16 protein-coding genes and 1 tRNA gene are annotated in these 18,263 nt (G+C 72.4%); 11 read left to right on the top strand and 6 right to left on the bottom strand.

Annotation, left to right across the window (positions count from 1 at the left end):
- Nucleotides 1-29: 29 nt before the first annotated feature.
- The 7 genes from VSH64_RS21690 to VSH64_RS21660 all read left to right on the top strand — a co-directional run bounded on the left by VSH64_RS21690 (nt 30) and on the right by VSH64_RS21660 (nt 8,788).
- Nucleotides 30-124, top strand: a tRNA-Sec gene (locus tag VSH64_RS21690).
- Nucleotides 124-1,413 (top strand): L-seryl-tRNA(Sec) selenium transferase, encoded by a 1,290-nt coding sequence (selA, locus tag VSH64_RS21685; RefSeq protein WP_326837466.1) that lies wholly within the window; start codon nt 124-126, stop codon nt 1,411-1,413. The genes VSH64_RS21690 and selA overlap by 1 nt, the downstream gene beginning before the upstream one ends.
- The gene (selB, locus tag VSH64_RS21680) at nt 1,404-3,164 is read left to right on the top strand and encodes a selenocysteine-specific translation elongation factor (protein WP_326837465.1); all 1,761 of its coding nucleotides are present in this window, start codon (nt 1,404-1,406) and stop codon (nt 3,162-3,164) included. The genes selA and selB overlap by 10 nt, the downstream gene beginning before the upstream one ends.
- A gap of 66 nt (nt 3,165-3,230) precedes the next feature.
- Nucleotides 3,231-6,443, top strand: coding sequence for a formate dehydrogenase (fdh, locus tag VSH64_RS21675; protein ID WP_326837464.1), 3,213 nt, complete (start codon nt 3,231-3,233; stop codon nt 6,441-6,443).
- Complete coding sequence (locus VSH64_RS21670; protein ID WP_326837463.1) at nt 6,436-7,272, top strand: 4Fe-4S dicluster domain-containing protein; 837 nt, start codon at nt 6,436-6,438, stop codon at nt 7,270-7,272. Before fdh ends, VSH64_RS21670 begins: the two co-directional genes overlap by 8 nt.
- Nucleotides 7,269-8,192 (top strand): NrfD/PsrC family molybdoenzyme membrane anchor subunit, encoded by a 924-nt coding sequence (gene nrfD / locus VSH64_RS21665; protein WP_326837462.1) that lies wholly within the window; start codon nt 7,269-7,271, stop codon nt 8,190-8,192. Before VSH64_RS21670 ends, nrfD begins: the two co-directional genes overlap by 4 nt.
- On the top strand, nt 8,087-8,788 hold the full coding sequence (locus VSH64_RS21660) for a GAF and ANTAR domain-containing protein (protein ID WP_326837461.1): 702 nt from the start codon (nt 8,087-8,089) through the stop codon (nt 8,786-8,788). The genes nrfD and VSH64_RS21660 overlap by 106 nt, the downstream gene beginning before the upstream one ends.
- Before the next feature lie 19 nt (nt 8,789-8,807).
- On the opposite strand, the gene VSH64_RS21655 is transcribed toward VSH64_RS21660, so the two are convergent.
- On the bottom strand, nt 8,808-9,866 hold the full coding sequence (locus VSH64_RS21655; RefSeq protein ID WP_326837460.1) for a YeiH family protein: 1,059 nt from the start codon (nt 9,864-9,866) through the stop codon (nt 8,808-8,810).
- A 159-nt stretch (nt 9,867-10,025) separates the two neighbouring features.
- Between VSH64_RS21655 and VSH64_RS21650 the strand changes: the two genes are divergently transcribed.
- Entirely contained in the window at nt 10,026-10,784 is a 759-nt protein-coding gene (locus VSH64_RS21650) for a GntR family transcriptional regulator (protein ID WP_326838003.1), read from the top strand.
- A 69-nt stretch (nt 10,785-10,853) separates the two neighbouring features.
- Here VSH64_RS21650 and VSH64_RS21645 read toward each other — a convergent pair whose 3' ends face one another.
- From VSH64_RS21645 to VSH64_RS21635, 3 genes are all read right to left on the bottom strand, one after another.
- Nucleotides 10,854-12,071, bottom strand: a complete 1,218-nt coding sequence (locus tag VSH64_RS21645) for a PP2C family protein-serine/threonine phosphatase (RefSeq protein ID WP_326837459.1) — start codon at nt 12,069-12,071, stop codon at nt 10,854-10,856.
- Nucleotides 12,072-12,083: 12 nt separating this feature from the next.
- Entirely contained in the window at nt 12,084-12,758 is a 675-nt protein-coding gene (locus tag VSH64_RS21640) for an HAD family hydrolase (protein WP_326838002.1), read from the bottom strand.
- 91 nt (nt 12,759-12,849) lie between these two features.
- The gene (locus VSH64_RS21635; protein ID WP_326837458.1) at nt 12,850-13,068 is read right to left on the bottom strand and encodes a hypothetical protein; all 219 of its coding nucleotides are present in this window, start codon (nt 13,066-13,068) and stop codon (nt 12,850-12,852) included.
- A gap of 106 nt (nt 13,069-13,174) precedes the next feature.
- Here VSH64_RS21635 and VSH64_RS21630 point away from each other — a divergent pair, with 106 nt between their 5' ends.
- Nucleotides 13,175-13,714 carry a hypothetical protein gene (locus VSH64_RS21630; RefSeq protein WP_326837457.1) on the top strand — a complete coding sequence of 180 codons (540 nt, stop codon included), beginning with the start codon at nt 13,175-13,177 and terminating at the stop codon, nt 13,712-13,714.
- 10 nt (nt 13,715-13,724) lie between these two features.
- Here the strand turns inward: VSH64_RS21630 and VSH64_RS21625 are convergent, their stop codons facing one another.
- Nucleotides 13,725-14,957, bottom strand: a complete 1,233-nt coding sequence (locus tag VSH64_RS21625; RefSeq protein WP_326837456.1) for a Glu/Leu/Phe/Val dehydrogenase dimerization domain-containing protein — start codon at nt 14,955-14,957, stop codon at nt 13,725-13,727.
- A 152-nt stretch (nt 14,958-15,109) separates the two neighbouring features.
- Here VSH64_RS21625 and VSH64_RS21620 point away from each other — a divergent pair, with 152 nt between their 5' ends.
- Together VSH64_RS21620 and VSH64_RS21615 are read left to right on the top strand one after the other, a co-directional pair.
- On the top strand, nt 15,110-15,757 hold the full coding sequence (locus VSH64_RS21620) for a DedA family protein (protein WP_326837455.1): 648 nt from the start codon (nt 15,110-15,112) through the stop codon (nt 15,755-15,757).
- The gene (locus VSH64_RS21615) at nt 15,754-16,590 is read left to right on the top strand and encodes an undecaprenyl-diphosphate phosphatase (protein WP_326837454.1); all 837 of its coding nucleotides are present in this window, start codon (nt 15,754-15,756) and stop codon (nt 16,588-16,590) included. Before VSH64_RS21620 ends, VSH64_RS21615 begins: the two co-directional genes overlap by 4 nt.
- A 6-nt stretch (nt 16,591-16,596) precedes the next feature.
- Here VSH64_RS21615 and VSH64_RS21610 read toward each other — a convergent pair whose 3' ends face one another.
- Nucleotides 16,597-18,231 (bottom strand): CotH kinase family protein, encoded by a 1,635-nt coding sequence (locus VSH64_RS21610; protein WP_326837453.1) that lies wholly within the window; start codon nt 18,229-18,231, stop codon nt 16,597-16,599.
- Between the last annotated feature and the right edge of the window lie 32 nt (nt 18,232-18,263).

Genomic DNA, 18,263 nt, shown 5'->3' with positions numbered 1-18,263 from the left:
GAACTTGGCAGGATGGCGGGATGGCGCACGGAGGCGTATCCGGCCTGGTGGCCGGCGCGGTCTTCAAAACCGTCGAACGGCAGGTCCTGCCGCTGGCGGGTTCGATTCCCGTCCGCCTCCGCCATGGCTGACCCGCGGCGGGCGATCCCCCGCACCGACGCCGTGCTCGGCGAGCCGCGGATCGCGAAGGCCGCCGAAACCCTCGGCCGGGACCTGGTGAAGACGCTGGTCGTCGCCGCGCAGGGGCGCGCGCGGGCCGGTGAGATCGAGGCCGCGGCCGTGGTCGACGACGTGCTGGCCCGGCTCCCGGCGACGGTCGCTTCGCTGCGGCCCGTGCTCAACGCGACCGGCGTGGTCGTGCACACCAACCTGGGCCGCGCGCCGCTGTCACCGGCCGCGCTCGACGCCGTGGTCGCCGCGGGCGGGACCACCGACGTCGAGTTCGACCTCGACACGGGCGAGCGGGCGAAACGCGGCCGGGGCGCCCTCGCGGCGCTGGCCGCCGCGGTGCCGGCCGCGGGCGCGGTGCACGTGGTGAACAACAACGCCGCCGCGCTCCTGCTGTGCGCGCTGACGTTGGCGCCGGACCGGGAGATCGTGGTGAGCCGGGGCGAGCTGGTGGAGATCGGCGACGGCTTCCGCATCCCCGACCTGCTGGCCGCCACGGGCGCGCGGCTGCGGGAAGTCGGCACCACGAACCGCACGTCGGCGCGCGACTACGCGGCCGCGATCGGACCGGACACCGGCTTCGTGCTGAAGGTGCACCCGTCGAACTACCGCGTCACCGGCTTCACGGCCGAGGCCGGCCTCGCCGAGCTGGCCGGGCTCGGTGTGCCGGTGGTCGCCGACGTCGGGTCCGGGCTGCTCGGCCCGCACCCGATGCTGCCCGATGAACCGGATGTTGCGACGGCGCTGGCCGAGGGCGCCGCCGTGGTCACCGCGAGCGGCGACAAGCTGCTCGGCGGCCCGCAGGCCGGGCTGCTGTTCGGCGACGCCACGCTCGTCGAACGGCTGCGGCGCCACCCCGCGGCCCGCGCGCTGCGCGTGGACAAGCTGACGTTGGCCGCGCTCGAAGCCACCTTGCGCGGGCCGCGCCCGCCGGTGGCCGAGGCGCTGGCCGCGGACGTCCGGGACCTCGAAATGCGCGCCGAAGCGCTGGCCGCGTCGTTGCGGTCGACCGGGGTCGAGGCCGAGGCCGTGTCCTCGACCGCCGTGGTCGGGGGCGGCGGCGCGCCGGGCGTCGACCTGCCGAGCGCCGCGGTCGCCCTGCCCGCCCGGTACGCGGTCGCGCTGCGGCTCGGCGAGCCCGCCGTGGTCGGGCGGGTCGTGCGCGACCGGTGCCTGCTGGACCTGCGCACGGTGCGCCCGGCCGACGACGCGACGCTGCGGGAGGCCGTCCGCCGATGCGGGTGATCGCCACGGCCGGGCACGTCGACCACGGGAAGTCCACGCTGATCCGCGGGCTCACCGGCATGGAGCCGGACCGGTGGGCGGAGGAACGCCGCCGCGGCCTCACGCTCGACCTCGGTTTCGCCTGGACACGCTTCGGCGACGAGGAGCTCGCGTTCGTGGACGTGCCCGGCCACCGGCGGTTCGTGCCGAACATGCTCGCGGGCATCGGCCCGGTGCCCGCCGCGTTGTTCGTGGTCGCGGCCGACGAGGGCTGGATGCCGCAGTCGGCCGAGCACCTGGCCGCGCTCGACGCGTTCGGCGTGCGCCACGGCCTGCTCGCCGTGACCAAGGCCGACCGCGCGGACCCGGCGGCCGCCACGGCTCAGGCGCTGGGGGAGCTTGCCGCGACCTCGCTCGGTGCGGTGCCGGCGGTGAGCGTGAGCGGCACGACCGGTGCCGGGCTCGACGAGCTGCGGGCCCGGCTGACCGCGCTGGCCGGTGGCCTGCCGGCCCCGGATCCGGACGCCGACGTGCGGCTCTGGATCGACCGGGCCTTCACGATCAGGGGCGCCGGCACCGTCGTCACCGGAACCCTCGGCGCGGGCACGCTGCGCGTCGGCGACGAGCTGGTGCTCGGGGCGGAGCGGGTGCAGGTCCGCGGGCTGCAGGCGCTGGGGGAGCCGCACGAGAGCGTGCCGGCCGTCGCCCGGGTCGCGGTGAACCTGCGCGGCGTCGCGCGGGACGCGGCCGAGCGCGGCGACGCGCTGCTCACCCCCGGCGTGTGGCGCACCACCGCCGAGCTCGACGTCCGCTTGCGGGGCTCGCCCACCGCCGACCTGCACCGGCACCTGGTGGTGCACCTCGGTTCCGCGGCCGTGCCCGCGCGGATCCGGCCGCTGGGGCCGGACACGGTCCGGCTGCTGCTCGCGACCCCGCTGCCGCTGCGGGTGGGGGACCGGGGTCTGCTGCGCGATCCCGGGGAGCACCGGATCCCGGCCGGGTTCGACGTGCTCGACGTCCGGCCGCCGGCGCTGGCCCGCCGCGGAGCCGCCCGCGCCCGCGGCGTGGAGCTGGCGACGCCGGAGCCGGGCTGGGATCACCTGCGGCGCGCAGGTTTCGTGCGCCACGAGGACTTCCGCGCGCTCGGCCTGCCGGAGGTCGGTGAGCGTCTCGGCGACTGGCACGCCGACCCCGCGCACCTCGCGCGGCTGCGCGAGGACGTGCCGGCGGTGGTCGCCGAATGGTCCGGCGAGCACCCGATCGCCGCGGGGATGCCGGTCGACGTGCTGCGCCGACGGCTCGGGCTGCCGGCCGCGGACCTGGTGCCGGCGGTGCTGACCGGGGACCTGGTCACGGCCGACGGTCTCGTCCGCCGGCCCGGCGCGGGCCTGGCCGCCGGTGTGGCCGAGGCCCTCAGCGTGCTCGAAGCGGGTTTCGCCGAGCACCCGTTCCGGGCGCCGGAAGCGGACGATCTGCGCGAACTCGGCCTGGGCAACCGGGAACTCGCCGCCGCCGTGCGGCTCGGCCGCCTCAGCGCCGTGGCCGACGGGGTGGTGCTGGGTCCCGACGCGCCGCGCCGGGCGGTGGAAATCCTGGCCACGCTGGGCAAACCGTTCACCGTGTCCGAAGCCCGGCGCGCCCTCGACAGCACGCGGCGCGTCACGGTGCCGCTGCTGGAACACCTCGACGCCGCGGGGTTGACCGTGCGCCAGGACGACAGCACCCGCCGGGTCGCCGGTCCGGCAACCACGCCGGTTTCGCCCGGTTCATAGCCGTACCACCGGGTGAACTCCGGTCAGGACCTGCGAACCCGGCCGGGGAGAACTACCGTTGCCGACATGGGTGTGCGGCAGTGGATCGAAGGCTGGCCGGTGTACCGGCAGCTGACCGGTCCCGACCCGCTCGGGCGCGGCGCGGCGGCCAAATCGGACGGTTCGGAGAACTGGCACGCGCGCACCGAAGACGCCGACCGGGTCGTGCGCTCGATCTGCCCGTACTGCGCGGTCGGCTGCGGCCAGAAGGTGTACGTGAAAGACGGCGCCGTCACGCAGATCGAAGGTGACCCGGACTCGCCGATCTCGCGAGGCCGGCTCTGCCCGAAGGGCTCGGCCAGCAAGCAGCTCGTGACCAGCCCGAGCCGCGTCACCGAGGTCCTCTACCGCCGCCCGTACGGCACCGACTGGGAGCGGCTGCCGCTCGACACGGCGATGGACATGATCGCCGACCGGGTGCTGAAGACACGCGCCGAGACGTGGCAGGACGTCGACGACCAGGGCCGCCGCCTCAACCGGACGCTCGGTTTCGCGAGCCTCGGCGGCGCGACGCTGGACAACGAAGAGAACTACCTGATGAAGAAGCTCTACACCGCGCTCGGCGCGATCCAGATCGAGAACCAGGCGCGTATTTGACACTCCTCCACGGTTCCCGGTCTGGGGACCTCCTTCGGTCGTGGAGGCGCCACGACGTTCCAGCAAGACCTCGCCAACGCGGACTGCATCGTCATCCAGGGCTCGAACATGGCCGAGTGCCACCCGGTCGGGTTCCAGTGGGTGATGGAGGCGAAGGCGCGCGGCGCGAAGATCATCCACGTCGATCCGCGCTTCACGCGCACGAGTGCCGTTTCGCACGTGCACGCGGCGTTGCGGGCCGGCTCGGACATCGCGTTCCTCGGCGGCCTGATCAAGTACGTGCTGGACCACGAGCTGGACTTCCGCGAGTACGTGCTGGCCTACACGAACGCCTCGGCGATCCTCACCGAGGAGTTCGCCGACACCGAGGACCTCGACGGCCTGTTCTCCGGCTTCGACGCGGAGAAGCGCCAGTACGACATCTCGACCTGGGCGTACGAGGGCGCGGACGCCACGCCGGCGGCCGGCTCGGGTGAGCCGGAGCAGCCGGGCGGGCACCACGGCGGCGAGCACCACCAGCGCGCGGCGCGCGCCGAGTCCTACGGCAGCGGCGGCGCGTCGATCGACGCCAAGCCGAAGACCGACGACACCCTGCAGCACCCGCGGTGCGTGTTCCAGGTGCTCAAGCGGCACTTCGCGCGCTACACACCGGAAGTGGTCGCCGACGTGTGCGGCCTGCCGGTGGCGCAGTTCACCGAGATCGCGGAGGCGATCACCGCGAACTCCGGCCGCGACCGCACCACGGCGTGGGTGTACTCGGTGGGCTGGACGCACCACACGGTCGGCGCGCAGTACATCCGCACGGCGTCGATCCTGCAGACGTTGCTGGGCAACATCGGCCGTCCCGGCGGTGGCATCCTGGCGTTGCGCGGGCACGCGAGCATCCAGGGGTCCACGGACATCCCGACGTTGTTCAACATCCTGCCCGGCTACATCCCGATGCCCCACGCCCACCAGCACACCGACCTCGAGTCCTTTGTGGAGTCCGACGCGGGCAAGACCGGGTTCTGGGGCAACCTGCGCTCCTACGCGGTCAGCCTGCTGAAGGCGTACTGGGGCGACGACGCCCAGCCGCACAACGACTTCGCGTTCGACCACCTGCCGAGGCTGACCGGTGACCACGGCACGTACGCCACGGTGCAGAAGCAGATCGAGGGCGAGTGCAAGGGCTACTTCCTGGTCGGGGAGAACCCGGCCGTCGGCTCGGCCAACGGCAAGTTCCAGCGCCTCGGCCTGGCCAACCTCGACTGGCTGGTGGTGCGCGACCTGCAGCTGATCGAGAGCGCGACGTTCTGGAAGGACGGCCCCGAGATCGAGACCGGCGAGCTGAAGTCCGAGGAGATCGGCACCGAGGTCTTCTTCCTGCCCGCCGCCGCGCACACCGAGAAGGACGGCAGCTTCACCAACACCCAGCGCCTGCTGCAGTGGCACCACAAAGCCGTGGAGCCGCCCGGCGACGCGCGCAGCGACCTGTGGTTCTACTACCACCTCGGGCGGATGCTGCGGGAGCGGATCGGCGACGACCCGCGGGACGCGCCGCTGCGCGAGCTCACCTGGAGCTACCCGACCGAGGGCCCGACGGCCGACCCGAGCGCCGAGTCGGTGCTCGCCGAGATCAACGGCCACGGGCCGCACGGACCGCTTTCGGCCTACACCGAACTGAAGGACGACGGCTCGACGGCATGCGGTTGCTGGATCTACTGCGGGGTGCGCGCCGACGGCCACAACCACGCCGCGAACCGGCAGCCCGGGTCCGAACAGGACTGGGTGGCGCCGGGCTGGGCCTGGGCGTGGCCGGCGAACCGGCGGATCCTCTACAACCGCGCCTCGGCCGATCCGGACGGAAAGCCGTGGAGCGAGCGGAAAAAGCTGATCTCGTGGGACGCCGCGCAGGGCAAGTGGGTGGGGCCCGACGTGCCGGACTTCGAGGTGACCAAACCGCCGGACTACGTGCCGCCCGAAGGCGCGAAGGCGCAGGACGCGCTCGGCGGCGGGGATCCGTTCATCATGCAGACCGACGGCAAGGCCTGGCTGTACGTGCCGGCCGGGCTGGCCGACGGGCCGCTGCCCACACACTACGAGCCGTTCGAAAGCCCGGTGGGCAACGCGCTCTACGGTCAGCAGGAGTCGCCGGTGCGCCAGACGCTGAGCAGTCCGGCCAACCGCTACAACCCGGCGGGCAGCCCGGTGTACCCGTACGTGTTCACCACCTACCGGCTCACCGAGCACCACACCGCGGGCGGGATGAGCCGCACGCTGTCGCACCTTTCCGAGCTGCAGCCGGAGTTCTTCTGCGAGGTCTCGCCGGCGTTGGCGGAGGAACGCGGACTGGAGCACCTCGGCTGGGCGACGATCGTCTCGGCCCGCACGGCGATCGAGGCGCGCGTGCTCGTGACCGAGCGGATCAAGCCGCTCAAGGTCCGCGGGCGCACGATCCACCAGATCGGCCTGCCCTACCACTGGGGCCCCAACGGTCTTTCGCGCGGCGACGCGGCCAACGACCTGCTGTCGGTCGTGATGGACCCGAACGTGCACATCCAGGAGGCCAAAGCGGCCACCTGCGACATCCGCCCGGGACGGCGGCCCCGCGGGCCGGCGCTGCCGGAGTTCGTGGCGGATTACCGGAGGCGAGCCGATGGCTGAGTACGGCACCCAGCCCCGCATGGGGTTCTTCACCGACACGTCGGTCTGCATCGGGTGCAAGGCCTGTGAAGTCGCGTGCAAGGAGTGGAACGACGTGCCGGAGGCGGGCGGGCTCGACCTGCTCGGCATGTCGTACGACAACACCGGGCAGCTCGGCTCGAACACCTGGCGGCACGTGGCGTTCGTCGAGCAGCAGAAACCCGCGGTGGAGCTGGGGATGCCGACGGTCGGGGCGCCTGCGGGAGAGGACGCCGAGGAGCCGGGCGTGCGCTGGCTGATGTCGAGCGACGTCTGCAAGCACTGCACCCACGCGGCGTGCCTCGACGTGTGCCCGACCGGGGCGCTGTTCCGCACGGAGTTCGACACGGTGGTGGTGCAGCAGGACATCTGCAACGGCTGCGGCTACTGCGTGCCGGCTTGTCCCTACGGCGTGATCGAAAAGCGCGAGAGCGACGGGCGCGCGTTCAAGTGCACGCTCTGCTACGACCGCCTCGGCGCCGGGCTGGAACCCGCGTGCGCCAAGGCGTGCCCCACCGACTCCATCCAGTTCGGCGAGCTGACCGAGCTGCGCGAACGCGCGGCGGCGCGCGTCGACACCCTGCACGCGGCCGGCGAACCGGCGGCGCGCCTCTACGGCCACGACCCGGACGACGGGGTCGGCGGCGACGGCGCGTTTTTCCTGCTGCTGGACGAACCCGAGGTCTACGGCCTGCCCCCGGACCCGGTGGTGACCACCCGCGACCTGCCGGCGATGTGGAAGCGCGCGGCGCTCACCGCGGCGAGCGTGGCCGGGGCGCTCGTGGTGTCGTTCTGGGGACGGCGCCGATGAGCCCCCGTGCCGAACGGTCCATGGTGGACCGTGCCGAGTTCACGTCCTACTACGGGCGCCCGATCCTCAAGGAACCGGCGTGGAAGCAGCCGGACGTGCCGTTGTACCTGTTCCTCGGCGGCCTGGCCGGTTCGTCGGCGTCGATGAGCCTGCTGGCCGAGCTCACGGGACGGCCGAAGCTCGCGCACGTCGCGAAGCTCGCCGCCGCCGGGGGCGCGTCGGCGAGCGTGGTCGCGCTGGTGCACGACCTCGGCAAGCCGACGCGGTTCCTGCACATGCTGCGCGTGTTCAAGCCGACGTCTCCGCTTTCGGTCGGCTCGTGGATCCTCGCGCCATTCTCCGGCGTCGCCGCGGTGTCGGCGGCCTCCGCGGTGACCGGCGTCCTGCCCGGCATCGGCCGCCTCGCGGGGATCGCCGCGGGCCTGCTCGGGCCGGCGATGTGCACCTACACCGCCGTGCTGCTCTCCGACACGGCCACCCCGTCCTGGCACGCCGCCCACGGCGACCTGCCGATCCTGTTCGCCGGCAGTGCCCTGACCAGCGGTGCGGGTGTCGCGCTGCTGGCCGCGCCCGCCTCGGAAACCGGCCCGGTCGTGCGCGCCGCCCTGGTCGGCACGGCCGCGGAGCTCATCGCGACGCACCGCCTGGAAACCGGCCTCGGCCTGGTCTCGGAGCCCTACCGCACCGGCCGCGCGGGCCGCCTGCTGAAGGCCGCGCGCGCCCTCACCGCCGTCGGCGCGGGGTTGTCCCTGGCCGCCCGCCGCAGCCGCCCCGCCGCAGTGGCGGGCGGCGTCGCCTTCCTGGCGGCGGGGCTGTGCACGCGGTTCGGGGTGTACCAGGCCGGCGTCGAATCGGCGAAGGACCCGAAGTACGTGGTGATCCCGCAACGGGCCCGGATGGCGGAGCGGGATTCCTCCTGAGCACGGCGGGGCTTTCCTGCGCGTGTTTCGAGGTGCGCGGTTTCCGGGAAGTAGAAGAACGTCCCAGCGTAATCGGAGCGCCGAGTCACGCCCTGGTCGCCGAGCTCGACCGGTTGCAGAGCGAACTCGGCGAGGGCCCGTGCCTGAGCGCGATCCGGGACGAGAGCACCGTGCGGGTGCCGGACTTCGCGAAGCCCGACCAGCCGTGGCCGCTGTTCGCCACCGCGGCCACCGAGCGCGGCGTCCGCAGCCTCCTCGCGATGCGGCTCTTCGTGCACCACGAAATCCTCGGCGCGCTCAACCTCTACGCCCGCCGGCCCGACTCCTTCACGGCCGACTCGGAAATCCTGGCCGACCTCGTGGCCCAGCACGCCGCGGTCGCCCTCGCCGGCGCGAACCGTGCCCACCACCTCAACGTCGCCCTCGCGAGCCGCGACATCCTCGGTCAGGCCAAGGGCATCCTCATGCAGCGCGACAACCTCACGAGCCTGCAAGCGTTCGCCACCCTGGTTCGCGCGTCTCAGGACACGAACATGAAGGTCCTCGACGTCGCGCGCTGGCTGGTGACGCAGGCGGAAGACCGCGCCCGCAGCTGATCCGGGCGATCGACGGCCGTCAGAGCGTTCCGGTCAGCGCCTGCAGCCCGAGGCTGGTCACCGCCACCGCGACCCACAGCAGCCCGCCCATCAGCAGCGGCCGGGGACCGGCCTTGCGCATGTCGGCGAGCCGGAGCGAGAGGCCGATGCCGGCCAGCGCCGTGGTGATCAGGAAAGTGCCCACAGTGGACAGTGCCGGGTGCCAGGATTCCGGCACCGCACCGACACTGTCGAGCGCCGCGGCGGCGATGAAGCCGATCAGGAACAGCGGCACGATCCGGCGCCACGGCATCGTGCGCACGCTGAACTCCGCCGAACCCGCCTTCTGCCGGGCTTCTCGGCGCGCGGTGAGGAACGCCAGCACGATCACGATCGGGATCAGCATGAGCGTGCGGGTCAGCTTCACGACGATGCCGTACGAACCGGCGTCGCCGCCGTAGGCGAAGGAGGCCGCGACGACCGAGGACGTGTCGTTGATGGCGGTGCCGGCCCAGAGGCCGAAGGAGTGCGAGCTCATGCCGAACAGGTGGCCCAGCAGCGGGAACAGCAGCACGGCGGCGATGTTGTAGGTGAAGATCGTGCCGATGGCGTAGGCGACGTCCGACTGCTTGGGCTTGATCACGGCCGTGGTGGCGGCGATCGCGGACGCGCCGCAGATGCCGGTGCCCACGCCGATCAGCGTCTGCGTGTCGCCGCGGACGCCGAGCCAGCGGCCGAGCAGCCAGGCCCCGCCGAGCGCGACGGCGAGCGTGCCGAGCATCACCGGCAGGGACGACACGCCGACGTGCACCACTTCCTGCAGCGACAAGCCCGTGCCCAGCACCACGATCGACAGCTGCAGCACGGGCTTCGACGCGATCGCGTACCCCGGCGCCCACCGTTCGGCGCGCAGGCCCGGCACCACCGCGGCGGCGACCGCACCGAGCACGATGCCGAGCACCGGACCGCCGACGATCGGGACCAGGCGGCCCAGCGCCGTCGCGACGGCGGCCACCACGAGGGCGACGAGCAGGCCGGGCGCGGCTTCGCGGATGCGCGAGTGCTGCTGTTCGACCGGCCGGTCCTGGGTGGCGGTCATCGGAGCGCCTGCCCGTTCGTGCGCCGCATCACGCCGCTCCTCCTCTGACCGATACCCGGGTGACCGAATACGCCTGACCAAATGTCCGTACATTTAATCTAAAGGATGTATGCACATTTGGCTATGGGTAGTGTCGACCGCGACAGCGCGGAGGACGTGATGGCACCACGAACGCTCAGCCGGTCCGGCTCCGAGCCGCTCTGGCGCCAGCTGCAGCACGAGCTGCTGACCAGGCTCGAGACCGGGGAGTTCGACGAGCAGTTCCCCGGTGAGCTCGCCCTGGCCGAGGACTACGGCGTGAGCCGCCACACCGTGCGCCAGGCGCTGCGCCAGCTGCGCGCCGACGGCGTGATCGTGGCCGAACGCGGTCGTCAGCCGCGCGTCGCGCCGCCCGCCGAGATCGCTCAGCCGCTCGGCGCGCTCTACAGCCTCTTCACGTCCGTCGAGGCGGCCGGCCTCTCGCAGCACAGCATCGTGCGTGCCTTCGACGTGCGCGCCGATGCACTGGTCGCCGAGCGGCTCGACCTCGAAGCGTCGACGCCGCTGGTGTACCTCGAACGCCTGCGCCTCGCCGGCGACGAGCCCCTCGCCCTCGACCGCGTCTGGCTCCCGGCCGACCTCGCCCAACCCTTGCTGAAGGCCGACTTCACCCACACCAGCCTGTACAACGAGCTCGCCCGCTGCACCGGCCTGCGCCTCGACCACGGCCGCGAAGAGGTGCACGCCGTGATCCCGACGGCCGCCGAACGCACCCAGCTCGCCTGCGCCCACGACGTGGCGGCGTTCGCCATCAACCGCCTCAGCCACGCCAAGGGCCGTCCCGTGGAATGGCGCCACACCCTGGTGCGCGGCGACCGCTACGCGCTCACGGCCGAGTTCTCGGCGTCGTCGGGCTACCGGCTGGTGACGCAGGCCTGACCGGCCGGGGGCCGCACGGTCAGGTGGGCTTACCGGCGGCTCTGGTCGAGCTGTCCCGCCCGACGACGGTCACGTGGCGTCGAGCGGCCGCGCGGCGATCAGCAGGGCCACGTCGTCGCGGGCCGGGGCGGTGCCGACGAGCGCGGACATGACCCGGGCGCACACGGTGTCCGGGTCGCCGGTGGTCATCGCGGCGGTGAGCTTGGCGAAGCCGTCGTCGAGGGGTGCGTCGCGGCGTTCGATCAGGCCGTCGGTGTAGAAGGCCAGCGAAGCACCCGGCGGGAGGGCCACCTCGGTGTCGTGCCGGTCCGAGGGCGGCAGGCCCAGGCCCACCGGCAGGTCCGGGCCCACGTCCACCAGCCGGGCCGGCGCACCGGGGGCGGCGAGCACGGGCGGTGGGTGCCCGGCCAGCGAGAGCAGCACGGTCTCGCGGTCGGGCGCCACGATGCCGTACGCGACGGTGGCCATGATGCCCTGCTCGAAGTGGTTCACCTTGCGGCTGAGCTTGCCCAGCGACTCGGCCGGGCTCGTTGTGTCGAGCGCGTACGCCCGCAGCGCGCTGCGCAGCCGCCCCATCACCACGGCGGCCGCGAGCCCGTGGCCGGCCACGTCGCCCATCACGATGCCGACCTGGTTGCCGGGCAAGGAAAACACGTCGTACCAGTCGCCGCCGACGGCCTTTTCCGCGCCGGGGACGTAGCGCGAGGCGAAGTCCATTCCGGTCACCGACGGGATGCGAACCGGCAGCAGGCTGCGTTGCAACGCCGCGGCCGCGGAGCGATCGGCGCTCGCCGTCTCGGCGCGGATGGCCAGCGCCAGCCGGTCGGCCACCATCCGCAGCAGCTCGATCTCCTCGGCGTCGAACGTGCGCGCCGTGGTGGATCCGATGTGCAGCACGCCTTCGAGCTCGTCGTGCACCAGCATCGGCACGCCGAGCAGCACCGTCAGACCGTGTTCCCACAGCAGGGGATTGACCACGGTCGAGGAGTCCACGTGGTCGATCAGCACCGGTTGCCGCTCGCGCGCGACGCGGCCGGCGAACCCGGCGCCCACCGGCACCCGCACGTCCTGGAAGACCTCTTCCTCGATGCCCGCCGACGCGATGGCGATGAGCCGGCCCGCGGCCTCGTCGTGGCGCAGCACGGTGGCGGTGTCCACGCCGAACAGCTCACGCACGCGCTCCAGCATCGTGTCGAGCAGCGGCTTGAGCTCCTGGCGGCCGAGTGCGGAGCCGGTCAGGGCGTCCAGCCGGCGCAGCTGATCGCGGGTGGTGGAATCGACGGGCACCGCGTCAGCCTACTAGCGCACCCCACCGCGGGCGCCGGCGAAGAGCGCGGCCAGCTCGCTGCGGTCGAGTTCGTCGAGCAGGGTGGCGGGGTCGGCGTAGGTCGCGATCGCGCCCGCGTCGGTGAGTTCGGCGGCGCCGACCCCGCCGGAGAGTACGCCGACGGTGCGGACCCCGGCCCGCGCCGCGGCTTTTACGTCCCACACGGCGTCACCGACGAAAATCGTGTCCCCGGCGTCGGTTCCGGCGCGCTCGAGCGCCGCGAACACCGGTTCGGGGTCGGGTTTGGTGGCCTCGACGTCGTGCCCGGCGACGATGCCGGTCACCACGTCGTCGACGTCGAGGATCCGGCGCAGCACGTCGAGTTCGTCGGGGCCGGCCGAAGTGGCGAGGACCACGCGCACCCCGCGCTCGGCCAGCGTGTGGATCAGCTCCGGTGCGCGGTCGAACGGCCGCAGCAGCTCGGCCTGCTCCAGGTAGAGCTCACTGTGCCGATCCTTCGCCTGGGCCCCGATCCGCTCGGCGTCCCGGGCGCCGAGCAGCGCCTCGAGCAGCTTCTCCGTGCCCAGGCCGATCGCGCGGTGCACCCGCCAGGAGTCCACGGGTCGCCCCGCTTCGCGAAACGCCCGGCTCCAGGCGTGGACGTGGAGGTAGTTCGAGTCGACGAGGGTGCCGTCGACGTCGAACAGGACTGCGGTGGCGATGGCTGCCTCCTGCGGGGTCGCGAGCGGTTGCGCGCCGGGTACCCGCGCGGCGCCCGGCCGAACCCGCGGCCGGCGCTCAGCGGCCCCTGAGGTGCGGTTTCACCAGGCCCAGCACCGCGAACACGATGAGGGCCAGCCCCGCGAGCGACACGACGATCTCCAGCACGGGCACCCGCGCGTCGTTCGTGAGGAGGGTGACGACGCTCGAGCCGAGCAGCAGCGCACCGGCGCCCATGCTGAGCCAGCAGAGCGCGGCGGTCCGGGGGATCACGGTCCAGCGGCGGTTGTCGGTCACGGCGCCTCCTCGCGACGATCGTGCCACAACTGCCCCGAAATTCCCCTGGTCAAACCGATCCGATCGGTGGGGACCGGTCCCGCCCGGAGTCGCGACACTGCGGGGCATGCCGAGTCCCGTGAGCCTGCGCCAGGCGTTCGCCCGCTTTGTCCCGCGCGTCCTGCTCGCGGTGGCGCTGCTGTTCGGTGCCGGTTTGCTCCTCACCGGCAACGCCCAGCGCAGCGACGTCGCGAACGCCTACCGGATCGAGTTCGGCCACGAGGGCGCCGAGTGCGACGAGTACCTCACCGTGCACCTGAGCGCCGACACGGGCGAGGCGCTGGCGTGCACGCCGTCCGGCATCTCGTTCGGTGCCACGCAGGGGTTTCCGGGCTTCACGCCCGCCCAGGACGGCGAGGTCGGCGCGCTGGTGCGGCGGCTCGCGCCCGGCGGGCTGACCGAGGCCGAGCAGCAGCAGATCCAGACCACGGTCGATCGGCTCGCGGCCGGCGTGCCCGAGGCGAACCGGCCGTACCACTACTCGGGGCTGTGGGGCACGGGGGAGATGGGGGTCGGCGGTGCGCTCGTGGTGGCCGCGCCGGTGCTGTTCTTCACGCTGCGCCGGCGGCTCGAGTCGTGGGTGGCGGGTTCGCCGGCCCGTCGGTGAGGGCCGGCGATCAGGCGGGGTAGCGGCGTTCGATCTCGGCGAGCTTGCGGTCGACGACCCGCTGCGCTGCCGTTCGGGGGGTGCCGCCGTCGGCGTCGGCCGTGATCAGCAGTTCGCCGACGATCCGCTGCATCGCGGTGCGGACCTTCGCCTCGGCCTGCTCGGCGTCGGCCTCGAGGTCGCCGAACAGGGTCCACCACCACCAGGCGTTCGTGGCCGAGTTGGCCACGAAGTCCGGGACCACGGTGACCCCGCGCGCGGCGAGGGCGGCCTCGGCGGCCGGTGACGTCGGCAGGTTGGCGGCCTCGACCACGAGCCGCGCGGTGACACGGTGCTGGTTCGCTTCGTCGAGGCAGTACGACACGGCGGCGGGCACGAGCACGTCGCACTCGACGTCGAGCCACGCGTCCGGCGGGAGCTCCCGGTCCGCGGGTCGCAGCCGAGTGCGGTCGAGGCCGCCGAGCGGGTCGCGGGTGCGCAGGAGCTCTTCCACGTCGAGGCCGGCCGGGTTGGCGAGCACGCCGTTCGCGTCGGCGAGGCCGACCACGAGCACGCCGGCGCGGGCCAGGTAGCGCGCGGTCGCACCGCCCATGGAACCGAAGCCCTGCACGAAAGCGCGCAGTGGCGTGGCCGGGATCCCGAGGTGGGCCGCGGCGGTGAGCGCGGCCTGGGCCACGCCGAGCCCGCCGACGAGCTCCGGTAGCGCGACGCCGTCGACGTCGATCGCAAACGCTTTCGCCAGCCGGGCGCGGGACTCGTCGGCGTTGTCGAGCAGCGGGTAGACGGCCTGCACGGAGCTGGTCAGGCCGAGCCCGGCCACGATCTCGTCGAGGGTGTCCTGCCGCACGCCGAGGTCTTCGCCGGTGGTCCAGTGCTGTTCGACGATGGCGCGCACCGCCGCGAGGAACCGGGTGAGCACGCCGCGCGCGGCCGGGTCGTGGGGGCTGCAGTCGAGGCCGCCCTTGGCGCCGCCGAGCGGGACGTAACGGGCGCCGGGTTCGAAGTGCAGCGCTTCCTTGCGGGTCATGCCTTCCGCGAGCCCGCGCACCTCGTCGAGCGTGCAGCCTTCGCGCATCCGCAGCCCGCCGCTGCACACCCCGCGCACCAGCCGGTCGATCACCACGAAGCCGGCGCGCCCGGTCACGGCGTCGGTCCAGGTGATCTGCAGGTGCGGCTCTCGGGAGGCCGCCGAGGCGGGAGGGCCGGCGGGGGTCATCGGGGCCTCGAAGGCGGGGACGGTCACGAGCTCGATCCTGCCAGCCCCGGCGACCGTGCCGTCGCGAGCACGCGCGGCGAGCCGTCCTCGCGATCCGGGGCCGGTCTGTCGCGTGAAACGACAGTACTGTAGAAATACTACATAGTTGTCGATTGTCATTGCGGGAAGGTGCGGCCGGCATGAATCCGTTGAGCGCGACGTCGTGGTTGTCGAGCCTGGGGGCGGGCGGGGTGTTCGTCGTGGTGTTCGCCGAGACCGGGTTGCTGGTCGGGTTCTTCCTGCCGGGCGATTCGTTGTTGTTCACGGCGGGGCTGTTCTGCACGACCAGCGCGACGGCGGCCGTGCACCTGTCGTTGCCGTGGGTGCTGGTGGCGGCGGTCGCGGGGGCGGTGCTGGGGGCGCAGACCGGGTTCGTGCTCGGACGGCGCGGGGGACGGGCGCTGCTCGGGCGAGTGGGCAGCCCACAGTTGCGGCGCGGGCTGGATCGGGCCGAGGAGCTGTTCACGCGGTACGGGCACGCGAAGGCGATCGTGCTGGCGCGGTTCATCCCGGTGGTGCGCACGGTGCTGAACCCGCTCGCCGGCATCCTCGACGTGCCGGCGCGGACGTTCACGGCGTGGCAGGTGCTCGGGGGTCTACTGTGGTCGGTCGGGGTCACGGTGGCGGGGTACCTGCTCGGGGCCAGTGTGCCCGGGATCGACCAGTACCTGCTGCCGATCATCGCGCTCGTGGTCGTCGTCTCGCTGATCCCGCTCGCACTGGAAGTCCTCCGCGGCCGCAAGGGGCGGCGCGGGTCCGAGCCCGCCGGTAAAGGAAAAACGCGTTGAGCACGATCGACCTCGGCCAGTCGGTGATCCTCGGGATCGTCGAAGGTCTCACCGAGTTCCTGCCGGTGTCCTCCACCGGGCACCTCAAGATCGCGGAAGGCCTGCTCGGCATCCCGGTCGACGACAAGTCCGTGGTCGGCTTCACCGCGGTGATCCAGGTCGGCGCCATCGCCGCGGTGCTCGTCTACTTCTTCCGCGACATCGTGCGCTTCGCCGCCGCGTGGGGCCGTGGCCTGGTCAACCCACGGGCGCGCCGGGAACACGACTACAAGTTCGCCTGGTGGGTCATCCTCGCCACGCTGCCGGTCGTGGTCGCCGGCCTGCTGTTCCAGTCGCTGGTGAAGGGACCGCTCGCGTCGTTGTGGGTGGTGGCGGTGTCGCTCATCGTCGGCAGCGCGATCATGTGGGCCGCCGACCGCTTCGGCACGGGCAACCGCGGCGAGCGCGAAGCCACGCTCACCGACGCGATGCTGGTCGGCTCGTCGCAGATCCTCGCCCTGCTCTTCCCCGGCTTCTCCCGCTCCGGCGCCACGATCTCGACCGGCCTCCTGCGCGGCCTCGACCGCGTGGCCGCCACGCGCCTGTCGTTCTTCCTCTCGATCCCCGCCCTCACCGGCGCCGGCCTCTACGAACTGAAAGACGCCCTCGGTGGCGGCGTCTCGGTGCTGCCACTGGTGGTCGGCACGGTGGTGTCGTTCGTCGTGGCGTACGCGGCGATCGCGTGGCTGCTGAAGTTCGTGGCCGGGCACACGTTCACCGCGTTCGTGGTGTACCGGGTCATCGTGGGGGTCGCGTTGCTGGCCGCGCTCGGGTCGGGTCTGCTCGCGGCCTGACCCGCGTCAGGTGAAGTAGAGCTTCGACGGCGCCGGATCCTGGTGCACCCGCGGGCTGCCGCTCGCGGTGGGGTCGGTGCCGAACGCGACGCCCTGGCCGGAGCGGACGCTGGTGAGCGTGAAGTGGCCACTGAAGCTCGTGGGGTCGCCGACCGGGTCGATCGGGGTCAGCGTGAACTCGTCGGCGTGGTTGGCGTTGTTGGCGGCGCAGGTGTAGAGCAGCGGGTGGCCCTGCGGTGAGGTCGTGGCGCTGGCGTGGAGGAAGCGGCCCGTGGCCTTGTTCGCGAGCGACGTGCCCGCGCCGAGCCGGCTGAAGGACCACAGGTCGGTGTCGTCGACCGCGGCCGGGCGCGGGCGGTGGGTCACCTCGAAGTTGGCCGGGGCGCCGGGCGGGGCGGGGATCGGTTCGGTGGTGGCGTGGAGGCAGTCGTTGGTGGTGTCTTCGCGGACGTAGGCGCCGGCGGAACCGGGGAGGCCCGCGCAGAGATAGGCGGCCGACGACGCCAGGCGCAGCTGCTTGCGCAGGGCGATGAGCTGCGCCGGCATGTCCGGCGCGCCCAGCGACGTGAGGGTGGTGCCCATGCGTTCCAGCAGCGGGGTGAGCACGGTTTGCTGCGTGTCGCGGCCGAAGACGGTGTCGCGGTAGGTGCGGATCTGGGCCAGGAGCTGCGCGCGGCGGGTGGCGTCGTCGTGGACGAGGCGGGCGAGGAGGCCTCTGGTGCGCACCGTGAAGTGCCGGGTGGGCTGAAAGGTCTGGTCGACGCCCCACGGGATGAGCTTGAAGTGCACGTCGGCGAGGCCGGGGGAAGCGACGGCGGTGACGTCGTTGTAGGCGTAGGTGTTGTTGGTGTTGCCCGTGTAGCCGTCCCAGTGCTTGAAGAAGAACTCCATCGCGTACAGCTTGATGAACTGGTCGAGGTCGAACACCTCGGCCGCGCCGGACAGGCCGTGGGCCGCGATGTGGTCGATCGCGAGCCGCAGATCGGCCTTGTTCTCGAACTCCGACAGGTCTTCGACGCCGATGAAATCGAAGCGCGCGTCGACGAAGTCGTCCTTGTGCTCGAGTTCGTAGAGATTGCCTTTCAGGTTCCCGAAGTTGCGTTCGAGGTAGCGCGGCATGATCGGTTCGGCGTTCACGAAGATGCCGTCGGACCCCACGAGGGTGCCGTTCACGCGCACGCGGGCGAAATTGCAGCGGGAATGCGGCAGTCCGGCGAGCTCGAGCAGCCGGTAGTCGAGGGGTTGGCGCACGAACGACGAGTCCTGCACGGAGTTGTTGAGCGTGAGGTACCGCGACCCGATGAGCGCGGTGATCAGCGGTTTGTTGGCGTCGCGGAACCGGCCGAAGTCGAGGTGGAGGCAGGGTTTGTCGTTGCTGAACGAGCCGCAGAACGATTTCTTCTTCACGCCGACGTCGGCGAATGACGTGCGCGTGGGGAAGCTCGTGCCGGAAATTTCGACCGAGGTCGCCTTGCGCCAGGTGAAGCGGCTGCCGCCGGTCCAGTCGAAGTTGCACCGGCCGCCGGCCGGCTCTTCGGTGCGCACCGCGTCCCAGTCGGACTGCGGCATCACGATGTCGATCGTGAGCACATTGTCGATCTCGTAAAGGGAATCGAGTGCCTGCTGCTCCTGAACGCTCATCGCCCCTCCTCCGCAATCGCTCCAGTGTACGG

The sequence above is a fragment of the Amycolatopsis rhabdoformis genome, assembly GCF_035918295.1.
Taxonomy (GTDB): Bacteria; Actinomycetota; Actinomycetes; order Mycobacteriales; family Pseudonocardiaceae; genus Amycolatopsis; species Amycolatopsis rhabdoformis.
This window is presented reverse-complemented; position numbering and strand designations above follow the sequence as displayed.